The sequence below is a fragment of the Stenotrophomonas sp. GD03654 genome, assembly GCF_029845105.1.
GTDB lineage: Bacteria > Pseudomonadota > Gammaproteobacteria > Xanthomonadales > Xanthomonadaceae > Stenotrophomonas > Stenotrophomonas africana.
In genome coordinates this window covers 40,905-56,150 of record NZ_JAOCLC010000019.1, presented here as the reverse complement: position 1 = coordinate 56,150, position 15,246 = coordinate 40,905, and the positions used below count along the sequence as shown (strand labels likewise).

The 15,246-nt window shown below is 67.4% G+C and carries 16 protein-coding genes; 8 read left to right on the top strand and 8 right to left on the bottom strand.

What is annotated here, in order from left to right; all coding sequences use genetic code 11:
• Positions 1-88: 88 nt before the first annotated feature.
• The 3 genes from N5J73_RS09520 to N5J73_RS09510 are packed head-to-tail and all read right to left on the bottom strand — an operon-like array spanning position 89 to position 2,174.
• Positions 89-985, bottom strand: a complete 897-nt coding sequence (locus N5J73_RS09520; RefSeq protein ID WP_049447131.1) for a hydroxymethylglutaryl-CoA lyase — start codon at positions 983-985, stop codon at positions 89-91.
• Positions 982-1,383 (bottom strand): VOC family protein, encoded by a 402-nt coding sequence (locus N5J73_RS09515; protein ID WP_049447130.1) that lies wholly within the window; start codon positions 1,381-1,383, stop codon positions 982-984. The genes N5J73_RS09520 and N5J73_RS09515 overlap by 4 nt, the downstream gene beginning before the upstream one ends.
• Positions 1,384-1,385: 2 nt before the next feature.
• Complete coding sequence (locus N5J73_RS09510) at positions 1,386-2,174, bottom strand: enoyl-CoA hydratase/isomerase family protein (RefSeq protein WP_049447128.1); 789 nt, start codon at positions 2,172-2,174, stop codon at positions 1,386-1,388.
• Between the two features lie 119 nt (positions 2,175-2,293).
• On the opposite strand from N5J73_RS09510, the gene N5J73_RS09505 reads away from it, so the two are divergent.
• From N5J73_RS09505 to N5J73_RS09495, 3 genes are read left to right on the top strand one after another with little or no spacing between them, the layout of a single operon-like run.
• The gene (locus N5J73_RS09505; protein ID WP_010482534.1) at positions 2,294-2,548 is read left to right on the top strand and encodes a FeoA family protein; all 255 of its coding nucleotides are present in this window, start codon (positions 2,294-2,296) and stop codon (positions 2,546-2,548) included.
• Positions 2,545-4,410 (top strand): ferrous iron transporter B, encoded by a 1,866-nt coding sequence (locus tag N5J73_RS09500; protein ID WP_049447125.1) that lies wholly within the window; start codon positions 2,545-2,547, stop codon positions 4,408-4,410. Before N5J73_RS09505 ends, N5J73_RS09500 begins: the two co-directional genes overlap by 4 nt.
• Positions 4,410-4,655, top strand: coding sequence for a DUF6587 family protein (locus tag N5J73_RS09495; protein WP_049447124.1), 246 nt, complete (start codon positions 4,410-4,412; stop codon positions 4,653-4,655). Before N5J73_RS09500 ends, N5J73_RS09495 begins: the two co-directional genes overlap by 1 nt.
• A 65-nt stretch (positions 4,656-4,720) precedes the next feature.
• Here the strand turns inward: N5J73_RS09495 and N5J73_RS09490 are convergent, their stop codons facing one another.
• From N5J73_RS09490 to N5J73_RS09475, 4 genes are all read right to left on the bottom strand, one after another.
• Positions 4,721-5,182 carry a DUF4304 domain-containing protein gene (locus N5J73_RS09490; protein ID WP_049447122.1) on the bottom strand — a complete coding sequence of 154 codons (462 nt, stop codon included), beginning with the start codon at positions 5,180-5,182 and terminating at the stop codon, positions 4,721-4,723.
• Between the two features lie 138 nt (positions 5,183-5,320).
• On the bottom strand, positions 5,321-5,902 hold the full coding sequence (locus tag N5J73_RS09485; RefSeq protein ID WP_049447173.1) for an NAD(P)H-dependent oxidoreductase: 582 nt from the start codon (positions 5,900-5,902) through the stop codon (positions 5,321-5,323).
• A gap of 56 nt (positions 5,903-5,958) precedes the next feature.
• A complete protein-coding gene (locus N5J73_RS09480; RefSeq protein ID WP_049447120.1) occupies positions 5,959-6,354 on the bottom strand; it encodes a MerR family transcriptional regulator in 396 nt (131 codons plus the stop codon).
• Between the two features lie 4 nt (positions 6,355-6,358).
• The gene (locus tag N5J73_RS09475) at positions 6,359-7,138 is read right to left on the bottom strand and encodes a 3-oxoacyl-ACP reductase (protein ID WP_049447119.1); all 780 of its coding nucleotides are present in this window, start codon (positions 7,136-7,138) and stop codon (positions 6,359-6,361) included.
• Positions 7,139-7,210: 72 nt separating this feature from the next.
• Between N5J73_RS09475 and dapB the strand changes: the two genes are divergently transcribed.
• The 5 genes from dapB to N5J73_RS09450 all read left to right on the top strand — a co-directional run bounded on the left by dapB (position 7,211) and on the right by N5J73_RS09450 (position 14,154).
• On the top strand, positions 7,211-7,930 hold the full coding sequence (gene dapB, locus N5J73_RS09470) for a 4-hydroxy-tetrahydrodipicolinate reductase (RefSeq protein ID WP_080354883.1): 720 nt from the start codon (positions 7,211-7,213) through the stop codon (positions 7,928-7,930).
• Positions 7,931-8,239: 309 nt separating this feature from the next.
• The gene (gene carA, locus N5J73_RS09465) at positions 8,240-9,367 is read left to right on the top strand and encodes a glutamine-hydrolyzing carbamoyl-phosphate synthase small subunit (RefSeq protein ID WP_014646993.1); all 1,128 of its coding nucleotides are present in this window, start codon (positions 8,240-8,242) and stop codon (positions 9,365-9,367) included.
• 149 nt (positions 9,368-9,516) lie between these two features.
• Complete coding sequence (carB, locus tag N5J73_RS09460) at positions 9,517-12,759, top strand: carbamoyl-phosphate synthase large subunit (RefSeq protein WP_279940865.1); 3,243 nt, start codon at positions 9,517-9,519, stop codon at positions 12,757-12,759.
• A gap of 8 nt (positions 12,760-12,767) precedes the next feature.
• A complete protein-coding gene (greA, locus tag N5J73_RS09455; RefSeq protein WP_170272484.1) occupies positions 12,768-13,232 on the top strand; it encodes a transcription elongation factor GreA in 465 nt (154 codons plus the stop codon).
• A 4-nt stretch (positions 13,233-13,236) separates the two neighbouring features.
• Positions 13,237-14,154, top strand: a complete 918-nt coding sequence (locus N5J73_RS09450) for a phosphoglycerate mutase (RefSeq protein WP_049447113.1) — start codon at positions 13,237-13,239, stop codon at positions 14,152-14,154.
• Between the two features lie 37 nt (positions 14,155-14,191).
• Here N5J73_RS09450 and N5J73_RS09445 read toward each other — a convergent pair whose 3' ends face one another.
• The gene (locus tag N5J73_RS09445; RefSeq protein WP_160314181.1) at positions 14,192-15,199 is read right to left on the bottom strand and encodes a DUF1176 domain-containing protein; all 1,008 of its coding nucleotides are present in this window, start codon (positions 15,197-15,199) and stop codon (positions 14,192-14,194) included.
• Between the last annotated feature and the right edge of the window lie 47 nt (positions 15,200-15,246).

Here is a 15,246-nt window from a genome sequence, read left to right as displayed (position 1 = left end):
CAGGTTCGAGAACCGCCGATTCTAACGGAAGCCGCGACCGCCGCTGTTGTGCACTGCGCCGCCTTTGCTGGGCGGCGCAGTGCGGTGGTCAACCGGCCGCGGCCAGCGCCTGCCCGGTACGGCTGGCGGTGGCGCGTCCGAGCAGGCCGGCCAGCCAACGGCCGGTCTCGGCCAGTGCCAGCAGGTCCACGCCGCTGTCCAGCCCCAGGCCCTGCAGCAGGTAGACCACGTCTTCGCTGGCCACATTGCCGCTGGCGCCCTTGGCATACGGGCAGCCACCGGCGCCGGAGACGGCGCTGTCGACCACGCGCACGCCTTCCTCCAGGCAGGTGGCGATGTTGGCGATGGCCTGGCCGTAAGTGTCGTGGAAGTGCACGGCCAACGCCGCCATCGGAATCTCGGCCGCCACCGCCTGCAGCATCGCGCGTGCCTTGCGCGGGGTGCCGACACCGATGGTGTCGCCCAGCGAGATTTCGTAACAGCCCATCTGGTGCAGGGCGCGTGCAACACGCACCACGTCGGCCAGCGGCACTTCGCCCTGGTAGGGGCAGCCGAGCACGGTCGAGACGTAGCCGCGCACGCGCACGCCATCGGCGGCGGCGCGGCGCAGGATCGGTTCAAAGCGGGCCAGCGACTCGTCGATGCCGGCATTGGTGTTGGTGCGGTTGAACGCCTCGGACGCGGCGGTGAACACCGCTACTTCCTCCACGCCCACCGCACGGGCGCGGTCGTAGCCCTGTTCGTTCGGCACCAGTACCGGGTAATGGATGCCGGGCCGGCGCTGGATGCCGGCATAGACCTCGGCGGCGTCGGCCAGCTGCGGGATCCACTTCGGGCTGACGAAACTGGTCGCTTCGATGCTGCGCAGGCCGGTAGCCGACAGGCGGTTGATCAGTTCGACCTTGTCGGCGGTGGAGACCGACTGCTTTTCGTTCTGCAGGCCGTCACGCGGGCCGACCTCGACGATGCGGACGTAGTCGCTCATGCGGCCACCCCGGCGGCGGGGTGGTGGCAGACCGCCTCGATGTTGTTGCCGTCCGGATCGAGCACGAAGGCGGCGTAGTAGTCGGGGTGGTACCACGGGCGCAGGCCCGGCGCGCCGTTGTCGCGGCCGCCCGCGGCGAGGGCGGCGGCATGGAAGGCGTCCACCTGGTCGCGGCTGGTGCAGGCGAAGGCCACGTGCATGCCGTGGCTGGCGGTGCCGCCATTGCCGAGCCAGAAGAATGGCTTGCCATCGCTGCCGAAGCCGATGTGGTCGTGGGCGCCGGTCTGTTCGGCGGTCACTTCCATCACCACGCCGATCTGCAGCGGCGCCAGCGCCTGCAGGAAGAAGGTCTTGCTGCGCGCCAGGTCGGCGCTGGTCAAACCAAGATGATCGAGCATGTTCAGGCTTCCGTGACCCAATGGGGGGCGCGCTTGTCAAGGAAGGCGCCGAGGCCTTCCTGGCCCTCGGCGGACACCCGCAGGCGCGCGATCAGGGCGGCATTATCGCGATCCAGCGTGTCGCGGTCATGGCTGTCGCGGACCTGCCGCACCAGTTGCTTGGCGCTGGACGAGGCGATGGGGCCGGCCTTGTCGAGCAGGGCCAGCTGGCGTTGCAGTGCCTCGTCCAGGCGTTCGGGCTCGACCAGCTGGTGGACCAGGCCGATGCGCAGCGCGGTGTCGGCGTCGAAATGCTCGCCGGTGGCGAACCAGCGGCGGGCCTGGCGCGGGCCGATGGCCTCGATCACATAGGGCGAGATCACCGCCGGCAGCAGGCCGAGGCGGCTTTCGGTCAGGCCGAAGCGGGCCGAGGTGCTGGCGATGGCGATGTCGCAGCAGGCGACCAGGCCGACGCCGCCGCCGAAGGCCGCACCGTGGACCCGGGCCAGGGTCGGCTTGGGCAGCTCGTCCAGGGTGCGCATCAGCCGCGCCAGCGCCAGTGAGTCCTCGCGGTTGTCGGCCTCGCTGGCCGCAGCCATGCCGCGCATCCACTGCATGTCGGCGCCGGCCGAGAAGGAGGCGCCGTGGCCGGCCACTACCACCGCGCGCACCGAATCATCGTGGCCGGCGGCCTCCAGTGCGGCGGTCAGCCGGGCGATCAGCCCGGCGTCAAAGGCGTTGTGCAGCTCCGGCCGGTTCAGCCAGAGGGTGAGGACGGCGCCGCTGCGCTCGATCTGCAAAGCATCGTTCATGGGATTCCAGGGTCACTCCATACCTGTATGGATCATAGCGGGCCATTGGTCATGGGCCATGACGCGACGCGGGAATGTTAGAATCGAGAACCATTTACATCCAGCAGAGAACACGCTAGATGACGCTGTCCGAACTGCCGCTGCACACCTCGGCCGTGGTCGAGTCCGTGCAGGACCTGCATGCCAACGATGCCATTGCCCGTCGCCTGCGCGAGCTGGGCTTCGTGAAGGGCGAGGAAGTACGCCTGGTGGCCAAGGGTCCGGTGGGGGGCGAGCCGCTGCTGGTGCAGGTCGGGTTCACCCGTTTCGCGCTGCGGATCAGTGAAGCCAAGCGGATCGTGGTCGACGCCGCCAGCCAGGAACGACGCGCATGACTGCTACTGCCACTACCGCCCCGCTGCGCGTTGCGCTGGTCGGTAACCCCAACAGCGGCAAGACCGCATTGTTCAACCAGCTGACCGGCAGCCGGCAGAAGGTTGCCAACTACACCGGCGTCACCGTCGAGCGCAAGGAAGGCCGCCTGCGTGCGCCGTCCGGCCGTGAATTCGCGGTGCTCGACCTGCCGGGCGCCTACAGCCTGCATCCGGCCAGCCTGGACGAGGCGATCACCCGTGACCTGTGCCGGGGCTTCTACCCGGGCGAAGCCGCGCCGGACGTGCTGCTGTGCGTGATCGACGCCACCAACCTGCGCTTGCACCTGCGTTTCGCGCTGGAACTGCGCGAGCTGGGCAAGCCGATGGTGGTGGCGCTGAACATGGTTGATGCGGCCCAGCGCCGTGGCATCCAGGTGGATGTGGCCGCGCTGGAGCGCGAGCTGGGCGTCCCGGTAGTGGAAACCGTGGCGGTGCGCAAGCAGGGCGCCAAGGCCCTGGTCGAACGCCTCGATGCGATGGTGCCGCACCTGGATGCGCCGGTGCCGGGCCCGGAAGGTGGCATCGACTACCACGCCAAGGTGCGCGAGATCCTGTCGGTGGCCGTGCGCATGCCGGCGCGGACCGCGAAGATCGACGACGCGCTGGACCGCTGGCTGCTGCATCCGGTGTTCGGCCTGGTCAGCCTGGCGGTGGTGATGTTCCTGATCTTCCAGGCGGTGTACGCCTGGGCGACGCCGTTGATGGATGGCATCGAGGCCGGCTTTGCCTGGTTGGGCACCTTCGTTGGCAGCGTGCTGCCGGAAGGCCCGCTGGCCAGCCTGCTGACCGACGGCATCATCGCCGGTGTCGGTGGCGTGGTGGTGTTCCTGCCGCAGATCCTGATCCTGTTCTTCTTCATTCTGGTGCTGGAGGAATCCGGCTATCTGCCGCGTGCGGCGTTCCTGCTCGACCGCATGATGGCGGCCGCCGGCCTGTCCGGCCGCTCGTTCATCCCGCTGCTGTCCAGCTTCGCCTGCGCGGTGCCGGGCATCATGTCCACGCGCAGCATCCAGGACCCGCGTGACCGCCTGGCCACGATCCTGGTGGCGCCGCTGATGACCTGTTCCGCACGCCTGCCGGTGTACGCGCTGCTGATCGGTGCGTTCATCCCGCAGAAGACGGTGTGGGGCGTGTTCAACCAGCAGGGCCTGGTGCTGTTCGGCTTGTACGCGGCGGGCATCCTCAGCGCGCTGGCGATGTCGTGGATCATGAAGAAGTGGCGCCGCGACAAGAGCGAGCATCCGCTGATGCTGGAGCTGCCGTCGTACCGGTTGCCGCACGTGCGCGACCTGGCGGTGGGGCTGTACGAGCGCGGCATGATCTTCCTCAAGCGCGTCGGTGGCATCATCCTGGCGCTGACCATCCTGTTGTGGGTGCTGCTGTCGTTCCCGGCGGCACCGGCCGACGCCACGATGCCAGCCATTGATTACAGTTACGCCGGCCAGATCGGCCATGCGATGGCGGTGTTCTTCGCGCCGCTGGGCTTCAACTGGCAGATCTGCATCGCGTTGATTCCGGGCCTGGCCGCGCGCGAGGTGGCGGTGTCTTCGCTGGCCACCGTGTATGCACTGTCGGCCGCCGATGACGATGCGGCCAGCCAGGCGCTGACCCCGTTGATCAGCGATGGCTGGTCGCTGGCGACGGCTCTTTCGCTGCTGGTCTGGTACATCTACGCCCCGATGTGCATCTCGACGCTGGCCACCATCAAGCGCGAGACCAACTCGTGGAAGCAGATGGGCTTTGCTGCGTTCTACCTGTTTGCCGCAGCCTACGTGGCGGCGCTGATCACCTACCAGGTGACCAAGGCGCTGGGAGGCGGCTGATGGATACCGGCCTGCTGATCCAGTACCTGATCATCGCGGTGGCCGTGCTGGTCAGTGTCTGGGTGGTGCTGAAGAAGCAGTTTCCCGGCACCGTGCGCAAGCTGCGTGGGGTATTGGCGCTGGCGCTGCTTAAGCCGGGCCGCGCTGCCTGGCTGCAGGCGCTGGGGCGGAAGGTCGCGCCGCCGGCGAGCGGGGGTGGTGGCGCCTGTGGCGGTTGCGACAGCTGCGGGCCGACGAAGAAGTAGCGTCGAGCCATGCTCGACCGCGGCCGCCTTGTGGGTGCGAACCTTGGTTCGCACGATCCCGGGGTTCAGACCTCTTTGCGGATGATCGCGCGAAAGCGTCCCTCCTGCTGCATCCGCCGTACCGAAGCGCGGTTCCCATGGATTGCCGCGAAGCCCGCCACGTCGGCAAGGGCATTGAGCAGCAGGCGCTTCATCGCGTTGCGATCGCCAGCTTCGAGCAGGTCATGAAGGTCCTGTTGGGTGAAGACCCGGCGCAGCCCTGGCGTCTCTTCGATCCGCCAGTCCACATGGGGGGTGGGAATGCTGGTGCGGTACCTGAAGGCCTTCTCGAGGTCGCACGGTTCAAGCGGGTGCTCAAGCAGCTCCGCAAAGTAGAGCCCGGCATTTACATAGAAGCCCCTGCCGTGACTGGCGGCTTGGTGATTTACGACAAGCGAAGCGCCGTCCAGCAACCGGTAGCGTGTGGTCGTTGTCCCGGCAAAGCCTGTTTTCCTGGCACATCTGCTGAAGACTGTCGCGGATTTCATGCGTTCTGCCTGGGCCGGACGAAGGGTCCACAGCCTTGAGGCGCAGTGATTTCAGGTCAATTGGCAAATGCGACACGCGCAACGAGCGCCCCAGGTGGGTGCGAACCTTGGTTCGCACGCCTTGCCCGTGGCCTGGATCTAGCCGGCCCGCGCTCCCAGCTCCGCTGCCAGCGCCAGCCACTTGCTGCGCTGCGCCGGGGTGCTGCTGCGCACCGCGCCCACGCGGCTGACCCGCACCGGGCGGATGCCACAGAACTCCAGGATGGTGGCGCGGATCTGGGTGATGCCCGGGTCGCGGTAGATCCAGCGGTAGTACCAGGGCGGCGTGTCCAGCGTGGTGATCACCCGCGCGCTGCGCCCGGCGAGCAGGCGGTCCCACCACACCGAATCGCGCCGGTAGCGGAAGGCGTATCCCGGCAACAGCACGCGATCGAAGAAGCCCTTCAGCAGCGCCGGCATCGCGCCCCACCAGGTGGGATAGACCAGGACCAGGTGATCGCAGGCTTGAATCGCCTCGGCGGCGTCCTGCAGATCGGCCTCCAGCGGCTGGATCTGGCGGTAGCCGTGGCGCAGAACCGGGTCGAATTCGAGATCTCCCAGTGCGATCAGGCGCACTCGGTGGCCGGCGTTCTCGGCGGCCGTGGCATAGCGCTGGGCGAGGGCGCCGCACAGGCTGTCACGGTCAGGATGGCCGAGCAGGATCAGGATGGAACGGGACACGCGCAACCTCGGGCAATGGAAAGTGCGCGAGACTGCGGTCTGCCCCTGGGGCAGAGTCAAACCCCGGTGGTGCAGCCGCCGGGTTCCAGTACGCAGTCGCCGCTGCCGGAGTGCAGCCACCGCTGAAGTTCGTCGCTGACCTGCTGCAGATCGCGCTCGACCTGTGCAAGCCGTGCCCGTTCGCTGGCAACGCGGCCGCGCTGCTGCTCCAGCAAGGCCAGCACCGCTGGCCAGTCGAGCCGCCCGTCGCGGCCCTGCAGGCGTGAGATCGACGCAAGCGTGATACCCAGCCCCAGCGCCTGGCGGATCAGCTGCACCCAGGCCACGTCCTGTTCGCTGTAGTCGCGATATCGGTTCAGGCGCGGCACCGGCGGCAGCAGGCCGCGTGCTTCGTACAGGCGGATGGCCTTGGCACTGGCGCCGGTCAGGCGGCTGACTTCGGAGATGCGCATCGGCTCAGTCCCGCACGAGTCCGCCATCGACCACCAGATTCTGGCCGGTCACCGCGCGCGACCAGGGGCTGGCGAAGAACAGTGCGGTATCGGCGAACTCGGCCGGGGTGGTGACGCTGCGCAGCGGGGTGTTGGCGGCGATGTAGTCGAACACCGCTTCCGGCGTGGCAGCACTGGCATCGGTGGTACGCAGCAGGCCGCCGGACAGCATGTTCACGGTGATGCCATGCGGGCCGAGGTCACCGGCCAGCGTGCGGGTCAGTGCCAACAGGGCGGCTTTGGCCGCGGTGTAGTCGTGGTAGGGCACCACCGGGTTCTGGAACAGGTTGGTGCCGATGTTGATCACGCGGCCGAAGCGGCGGGCCTGCATGCCGGGCAGGGCGGCCTGCACGGTGTTCAGCGCGCCGCGCACGCTGCCCTCGAACTGCGCCTGGAAGGCCGGCCAGCCGATAGCGGCGGCGCCGTCGCGGGCATCACCATTGAACGAGAACGCAGCGAGTGCGTTGTTGACCACCGTGGTGACGCCCTGGCCGAAGTGGGCCAGGGCATGCTGCAGCATCGCATCGACCTGGCTGCGATCAGTGACGTCGGCCGGCAGTGCGATTGCCTGTCCGCCCAGCTCGGTGGCCAGCGCCCGTGCGGCGCCTTCGCTGCGGTGATAGTTGACGATGACGCGCGCACCCTGCGCAGCGAACGCGCGGGCGATGTGCTGGCCAAGGCCGCGGCCGGCGCCGGTGACCAGCACCAGCTGTTCGCTGATCTGCATGACGGAGCTGCCATCCATTGCATGAAAGGGCATGCAGCGTAGCAGCGATGGCGCTTGCCGGAGCGGGCGTGCTGCCGCTAGCCTGCAGGCATGAACCAGACTCCCCTGCGATTGCTCATTCACGGTGCCTCCGGGCGCATGGGCCAGGCCCTGCTGCGGTTGGCCGCCGAACATCCCGAAACCCTGCAGATCGTGGCCGCAGTGACCGGCCGTGCGCCGGCGCAGCGCGTGGTCGACGGCGTGCCGTTCTTCGGTGCCAGCGAGCTGCCCGGCGCGCCGGTGTTCGATGTGGCGATCGACTTCAGCCTGCCGGAGGGCTTCGACCCGCTGCTGGCGTTGTGCGTGGAGCGGGGTGCCGGGCTGGTGTCGGGGACCACCGGCATCTCCAGCACGCAGCGCCAGGCGCTGGAGGCTGCGGCGGCGAAGATCCCGCTGGTCTGGGCCTCGAACTTCAGTCTGGGCGTGGCGGTGCTGGACGAACTGGTCGAGCGCGCGGCGCAGGCGCTGCCAGGCTGGGGCTGCGACATCGTCGAGTCTCACCACACCCAGAAGAAGGACGCGCCGTCGGGTACCGCACTGACCCTGGGTGCGGCCGCGCAGCGGGGTGGGGCGGAACCGCATTACGCCAGCCTGCGTGCCGGTGACATCGTCGGCGAGCACCTGGTGCAGTTCACCGGGCTGGGCGAGCGCATCGAGCTGGTGCATCGGGCCACCAACCGCGACATCTTCGCCCGCGGCGCCCTGTTCGCCGCCCGCCAGCTGCAGGGCCGGGCCCCGGGCAGCTATCGGGTAAGGGACCTGCTGCAGTAAGTCGGTAGTGCCGGCCGCTGGCCGGCAACCTCATGAAGCCCGACGGCAAGGGAATTGCCGGCCAGCGGCCTGCAGTACCGGGTGGCGGACCCCGCATACGCCGCCGGATTGAAATGAATGCGCAATCGCCTGTTCATCAAGTGCGATAACCGCTGGCGCGAGCGCCCCGGCAGCGCTACAATTCGCACTCGCCGAATCACGAAAGCCGGACCGGTCCCAGACCGTACGTCCGCGCTTTTTTGCAACCGGATTTCCGTGAAGCGCAGGCGTGACTTCGGCAGCCCCCTCGGTAGCCAAAGTGAGATTCCCGTGACCCAAGCCGCAATCCTCGTCCTCGAAGACGGCACCGTATTCGAGGGCGAATCCGTAGGCGCGCCCGGCCTGTCCGTCGGTGAGGTGGTGTTCAACACCGCCATGACCGGCTACCAGGAAGTGCTGACCGACCCGTCCTACGCCCGGCAGATGGTCACGCTGACCTATCCGCATATCGGTAACACCGGCATGACCGACCAGGACAATGAAGCGTCCAAGGTGTGGTCGGCCGGTCTGATCGTGCGCGACGTTCCCCGTCGTCCCAGCAACTGGCGCAGCCAGGTGTCGCTGCAGGATTGGCTGATCCAGCGTGGCGTGGTCGCCATCGCCGGCATCGACACCCGCAAGCTGACCCGCATCCTGCGCGAGAAGGGCGCGCAGAACGGTGCGCTGATGGCCGGTGACATCGACGTGGAAAAGGCACTGGAAGCCGCCCGCAAGTTCCCGGGGCTGAAGGGCATGGATCTGGCCAAGGTCGTCACTACCGAGAAGACCTACACCTGGACCGAGGGCCAGCTGGACCTGGATGCCAACGCCTTCGTCAGCGTGCCGGCCCGGTTCAAGGTCGTGGCCTACGACTTCGGCGTGAAGACCAACATCCTGCGCATGCTGGCCGAGCGTGGTTGCGAAGTGACCGTGGTGCCGGCGCAGACCCCGGCCGCCGAAGTGCTGGCGCTGAAGCCGGATGGGGTGTTCCTGTCCAACGGCCCGGGTGACCCGGAACCGTGCGACTACGCCATCGAAGCGATCAAGACCTTCATCGACGTGAAGATCCCGACCTTCGGCATCTGCCTGGGCCACCAGCTGCTGGGCCTGGCCTCGGGCGCGCAGACCATGAAGATGGGCCACGGCCACCACGGTGCCAACCACCCGGTGCAGGACCTGGACAGCGGCCGGGTGATGATCACCTCGCAGAACCACGGCTTCGCGATCGATGAAGCGACCCTGCCGCCGACCCTGCGCGTGACCCACCGTTCGCTGTTCGATGGCACCAACCAGGGCGTGGCCCGCACCGACGTGCCGGCGTTCTCGTTCCAGGGCCACCCGGAAGCGTCGCCGGGCCCGACCGATGTCGGTCCGCTGTTCGACCGCTTCGTGGTGCTGATGGAGCAGGCCAAGGCGTGATCAGTACGCCGCCGGCCCCCCGGTGGCGTCGCGATGGACCGTAAACCGCCGCAACGCTGCTGCCTCTGGCGCGGCGCTGCGGATCAAGATTCCTGATCGACAGCGTGCGATCACCCCCCTTGTCACGCTGTACTGACTTAGAGAAGAAAATGCCCAAGCGCACTGACCTCAAGACCATCCTCATCATCGGTGCTGGCCCGATCGTCATCGGCCAGGCCTGCGAGTTCGACTACTCCGGCGCCCAGGCCTGCAAGGCCCTGCGTGACGAGGGTTACCGCGTGGTGCTGGTCAACAGCAACCCGGCCACGATCATGACCGACCCGGAGATGGCCGACGCCGTCTACATCGAGCCGATCAACTGGCAGACGGTCGAGAAGATCATCGCCAAGGAAAAGCCCGATGCGCTGCTGCCGACCATGGGTGGCCAGACCGCGCTGAACTGCGCGCTGGACCTGGCCGACCACGGCGTGCTGGAGAAGTACAACGTCGAACTGATCGGCGCCAAGCGCGAAGCGATCCGCATGGCCGAAGACCGCGAGCTGTTCCGCGTCGCCATGGGTGAGATCGGCCTGGAATGCCCGACCGCCGCCGTCGCCCACACCCTGGACGAAGCGCTGGAGATCCAGACCCGCGTCGGCTACCCGACCATCATCCGCCCCAGCTTCACCCTGGGCGGCAGCGGTGGCGGCATTGCCTACAACCGCGAAGAGCTGGTCGACATCGTCAGCCGCGGCCTGGAACTGTCGCCGACCACCGAAGTGCTGGTGGAAGAGTCGGTGCTGGGCTGGAAGGAATTCGAGATGGAAGTGGTCCGCGATACCGCGGACAACTGCATCATCGTCTGCTCGATCGAAAACCTTGACCCGATGGGCGTGCACACCGGTGACTCGATCACCGTGGCCCCGGCGCAGACCCTGACCGACAAGGAATACCAGCGCCTGCGCGATGCCTCCATCGCCGTGCTGCGCAAGATCGGCGTCGATACCGGTGGCTCGAACGTGCAGTTCGGCATCAACCCGAAGACCGGCCGCGTGGTCGTCATCGAGATGAATCCGCGCGTGTCGCGTTCCTCGGCGCTGGCTTCCAAGGCCACTGGCTTCCCGATCGCCAAGGTCGCCGCCAAGCTGGCCGTGGGCTACACCCTGGACGAACTGAAGAACGAGATCACCGGTGGCCTGACCCCGGCCTCGTTCGAGCCGTCCATCGATTACGTCGTCACCAAGATCCCGCGCTTCGCCTTCGAGAAGTTCCCGGCCGCCGATGCCCGCCTGACCACCCAGATGAAGTCGGTGGGCGAGGTGATGGCGATGGGCCGCACTTTCCAGGAGTCGGTGCAGAAGGCCCTGCGTGGTCTGGAAACCGGCAAGGTCGGCTTCGACCCGACCGGCCTGGACCTGGCCAACGAAGAAGACCTGCAGACCCTGCGTCGCGAGCTGAAGGCGCCGGGCCCGGAGCGCCTGTTCTTCGTCGCCGATGCGTTCCGCGCCGGCATGAGCGTGGAAGAGATCTACGCACTGTCGTTCATCGACCACTGGTTCCTGGACCAGATCGAGGAAATCATCGCTGCAGAAGGCGAAGTCGCTGCCGGTGGCATCGACGCGCTGGACGCCGCACGCCTGCGCAAGCTGAAGCGCGCTGGCTTCTCCGACGCGCGCCTGGCACAGCTGACCGGCACCAACGAAGCCGCCATCCGCGCGCTGCGCCGTGCGCACAAGGTGCGTCCGGTCTACAAGCGCGTGGACTCCTGTGCAGGTGAATTCTCCACCGGTACCGCCTACCTGTACTCGACCTACGAGGACGAGTGCGAGGCTGCACCGAGCAACCGCGACAAGATCATGATCCTGGGTGGTGGCCCGAACCGCATCGGCCAAGGCATCGAGTTCGACTACTGCTGCGTGCACGCGGCACTGGCGCTGCGCGAGGATGGCTATGAAACCATCATGGTCAACTGCAACCCGGAAACCGTGTCGACCGACTACGACACCTCCGACCGCCTGTACTTCGAGCCGCTGACCCTGGAAGACGTGCTGGAAATCGTCGAACTGGAACAGCCGAAGGGCGTGATCGTGCAGTACGGCGGCCAGACCCCGCTGAAGCTGGCGCGCGCGCTGGAGGCCAACGGCGTGCCGGTGATCGGCACCAGCCCGGACTCGATCGACCTGGCCGAAGACCGCGAGCGCTTCCAGCAGCTGGTCGACAAGCTCGGCCTGAAGCAACCGCCGAACCGCATCGCCCGCAACGACCAGGAAGCCCTGCTGCTGGCCCGCGAGATCGGCTACCCGCTGGTGGTTCGCCCGAGCTACGTGCTGGGCGGCCGTGCGATGGAAATCGTCTACGGCGAAGCCGACCTGGCCCGCTACGTGCGCGACGCGGTGAAGGTGTCCAACGATTCGCCGGTGCTGCTGGACCGCTTCCTCGACAACGCCGTCGAGTGCGACGTCGACATCATCGCCGACAAGGAGGGCAACGTCCTGATCGGTGGCGTGATGGAGCACATCGAAGAAGCCGGCGTGCACTCGGGCGATTCCTCCTGCTCGCTGCCGCCGTACTCACTGTCGGCTGAGACCCAGGCCGAACTGCGTCGTCAGGTGGTGGAACTGGCCAAGGCCCTGAACGTGGTCGGCCTGATGAACACCCAGTTCGCGATCCAGACCAGTGACGAAGGTGCCGACACCATCTACCTGCTGGAAGTGAACCCGCGTGCCTCGCGCACCGTTCCGTTCGTGTCCAAGGCCACCGGCATGCCGCTGGCCAAGATCGCCGCCCGTTGCATGGCTGGCAAGAGCCTGGCCGAGCAGGGCGCAACCAAGGAAATCGTGCCGGACTATTACTCGGTGAAGGAAGCGATCTTCCCGTTTGCCAAGTTCCAGGGCGTCGATCCGATCCTCGGGCCGGAGATGCGCTCCACCGGTGAGGTGATGGGCGTGGGCCGCACCTTCAACGCCGCCTTTGCGCGTGCGCAGGAAGCCGGTGGCATCAAGGCCCCGCTGGTCGGCAAGGCCTTCGTCTCGGTGCGTGATCCGGACAAGAAGCGCGTGCTGCCGGTGGCCAAGGCGCTGCTGGCGCGAGGCTACAGCCTGGTCGCCACCCGTGGCACCGCCGCGTGGCTGCAGCAGCACGGCATGGACTGCGAGATCATCAACAAGGTGGTCGAAGGCCGTCCGCACATCGTCGACTCGATCAAGAACGGTGAGATCGTCTACATCGTCAATACGACCGAAGGTCGTTCGGCGATCAACGACTCGTTCTCGATCCGCCGCGAGGCGCTGCAGCATCGCGTCACCTACTCGACCACCATTGCCGGCGCCAAGGCGCTGGTGGATTCACTGGAATTCCGCGGCACCGGCCCCGTCTGGTCGCTGCAGGAGCTGCACAAGGAGTTGAATGCATGAGAGCCCCCATCACGATGAAGGGCGCGCAGCGTCTGCGCGATGAACTGGATCACCTGAAGTCGGTCAAGCGCCCGAAGGTGATCGCCGCGATCGCCGAAGCGCGTGAGCACGGCGACCTGAAGGAGAACGCCGAGTACCACGCCGCGCGCGAGGAGCAGGGCTTCATCGAAGGCCGCATCAAGCAGCTGGAAGGCGAGCTGTCGCACGCCGAGATCATCGACGTGAGCAAGCTCAACGCCGGCTCCAAGGTAGTGTTCGGCGCCAGCGTGACGCTGGCCGACGTGGAAACCGACGAGGAGAAGAAGTACCAGATCGTCGGTGACCTGGAAGCGGACATCAAGCTGGGCCTGATCGCGATTTCCTCGCCGGTGGCGCGCGCGATGATCGGCAAGCTGGAAGGCGATTCGATCGTGATCGACGCACCGGCCGGCCAGCGTGAGTACGAGATCGTCAGCGTCAGCTACGTGGACTGACCACGTGGCGACGGCGACCCTGCTGTTGCCTGCACGCAGCCGCTTTGCCGCGGCTGCGCTGCCGGACGATGTGACACGTGCGCTCGGCCGTGCCACCACGGTGCAGGTCGCGCCGGGCGAACGTGCGCAGCTGACGCGCCATTTCACGGTGGCCGCGCCGCACTGGCCGGTGGCCGCGTTGACCCGCCAGCGCGACGTCGGCGATGCCGCCGGCGCCAGCTGGCTGCGTGCCGATCCGGCCTGCATGGTGCCGGACATGCACGGCGCAAGGATGATGGCCTACGGCGAAACGCTGCGGCCGACGTTGGCGGACTGCCTGGCCCTGTTGCCGGTGCTGCAGCCGCTGTTCGCCGATGCCGGGTTCGTGCTCGATGCACCCGATCCTTCGCGCTGGTACCTGCGCCTGCCGATCGACCTGGCCCTGCCGGACTTCGACAGTCCGGACGAGGTTCTCGGCGATGACCTGTTCTCGCACCTGCCGGAAGGCGAGGGCGGCCGTCGTTGGCGGGCGCTGATGACCGAGGCGCAGGTGCTGCTGCACAACCATTCCTGGAACCAGCAGCGCGCCTCGCAGGGACAGCAGCCGATCAATTCGCTGTGGTTCTGGGGCGGTGGCGTGATGCCGGTGTCGGTCAGCACGCCGCACGCACAGGTGCGCAGCCGCGATGCCTTGCTGCAGGGCCTGGCTCTGGCGGCTGGCGTAGCCGTGGATGGCGAGCAGGCGGTGGATGCACTGGTCGACCTGCGCCAGCTGCGCTCCCTGCAGCAGCTCGGCAATGATGCGATCCGTCCGCTGTTGGCCGCGCTGAAGCGCGGCGAGCTGCAGCGGCTGGTGCTGGATTTCGAGGACGGCCCGCAGTTCCAGCTGGACCGCGGCCAGCGCTGGCAGTTCTGGAAGAAGCCGCGCCAGCTTCACGAGTGATTTCCCTGTAGAGCCGAGCCCACGCTCGGCTTCATCACTACTGGACGTCCGTAACGTAGGTCGGCAACGCCCAGTGCCCGCGGCTCCGGGTGGAGCAGTCATTACCCAGATACGTCGCGCTCAGGACCAGGCGCGAGCCGTCCCACGCCCAATGCCGGTTCGTGCCGCACGCATTGGTAGCGGTCACAACGCCTTCTTCAAGAAATACGGCGTACGGGTAGAGCGGAAACAGCGTGCTCGGGGTGATCAGCGTGGGCGCAAACGGTGGACGGTCGCGGATCAGCCAGGTGCCCGCCGGCACGATGTAGCGGTCGGTTGCACAGTTCAACAGCGCCAGGACATGGCTGGCATCCACCCGCTCGATGCGGAGTTGGCGTGACGACATCCGGTCGCACGCGTTTCCCGCGGCGGCCACCGGTTGCAGCTGCTGCAGCAGATCCGCCCGCTCGGCCAGCTGCGCATCGCTTTCCTGTGCTTCGACCAGAAGCGGCGGTGCCTTCAGGGGCGGCGCGGCAACCGCAGCCGGGACCTTCGACTCCGGCAGTGAGCCCTTGCGCACCAGCGCGCCGGGTGTATCCAGCCGACCTTGTGCTTCGTCCATCTTCAGCAGCAGCGTGCGGATGCCGCGGCCAGACAGCGGCCACGCGTGGCCCGAGGCATCGCTCATCTCGACGCGCTTGCCCTTCAGCAGCGCCTCGATCATGGCGGTCACGTAGCGGGTGGGCAGCTCCAGGGCAGGGTCGAGCGCTTCGCTGTGGCCGATGGCACCGAGGTCCTTTCCGTCCACGTGCAGTCGCAACGTTCCTTCAGGGGCCACCGCTGTAGGGGTCGCAGGCGCGTCCTCTCCGCCCTCGGCCATGGACAGCCTTGCGCTGACCGCCGTGCGCGGCCCGCCGCTGCGTTCGATCAGCGCGCTCAGCATCAGCGGCGCCAGTGGACCGTAGGCTGCCAGCCGGCAGGTGCGGGTGTTGTCGCAGGCCATCACGCCGTCGCCCTCCACCAACGACGTGCCAGCCGGTTCGGCAGCCGGGGCAACCGAGGCCATCGTCAGCGACGCAAGCAGCAGCGGCGTGCATGACAGTGAAGATGCAT

What these genes read in the sequence shown, in the direction of transcription:
- N5J73_RS09510 (WP_049447128.1), bottom strand. Translation starts at nt 2,174, where the DNA reads ATGAACGATGCTTTGCAGATCGAGCGCAGCGGCGCCGTCCTCACCCTC.
- dapB (WP_080354883.1), top strand. Translation starts at nt 7,211, where the DNA reads ATGAACCAGACTCCCCTGCGATTGCTCATTCACGGTGCCTCCGGGCGC.
- carB (WP_279940865.1), top strand. Translation starts at nt 9,517, where the DNA reads ATGCCCAAGCGCACTGACCTCAAGACCATCCTCATCATCGGTGCTGGC.
- N5J73_RS09520 (WP_049447131.1), bottom strand. Translation starts at nt 985, where the DNA reads ATGAGCGACTACGTCCGCATCGTCGAGGTCGGCCCGCGTGACGGCCTG.
- N5J73_RS09505 (WP_010482534.1), top strand. Translation starts at nt 2,294, where the DNA reads ATGACGCTGTCCGAACTGCCGCTGCACACCTCGGCCGTGGTCGAGTCC.
- N5J73_RS09480 (WP_049447120.1), bottom strand. Translation starts at nt 6,354, where the DNA reads ATGCGCATCTCCGAAGTCAGCCGCCTGACCGGCGCCAGTGCCAAGGCC.
- N5J73_RS09490 (WP_049447122.1), bottom strand. Translation starts at nt 5,182, where the DNA reads ATGAAATCCGCGACAGTCTTCAGCAGATGTGCCAGGAAAACAGGCTTT.
- N5J73_RS09445 (WP_160314181.1), bottom strand. Translation starts at nt 15,199, where the DNA reads ATGGCCTCGGTTGCCCCGGCTGCCGAACCGGCTGGCACGTCGTTGGTG.
- N5J73_RS09495 (WP_049447124.1), top strand. Translation starts at nt 4,410, where the DNA reads ATGGATACCGGCCTGCTGATCCAGTACCTGATCATCGCGGTGGCCGTG.
- N5J73_RS09475 (WP_049447119.1), bottom strand. Translation starts at nt 7,138, where the DNA reads ATGGATGGCAGCTCCGTCATGCAGATCAGCGAACAGCTGGTGCTGGTC.
- N5J73_RS09515 (WP_049447130.1), bottom strand. Translation starts at nt 1,383, where the DNA reads ATGCTCGATCATCTTGGTTTGACCAGCGCCGACCTGGCGCGCAGCAAG.
- N5J73_RS09500 (WP_049447125.1), top strand. Translation starts at nt 2,545, where the DNA reads ATGACTGCTACTGCCACTACCGCCCCGCTGCGCGTTGCGCTGGTCGGT.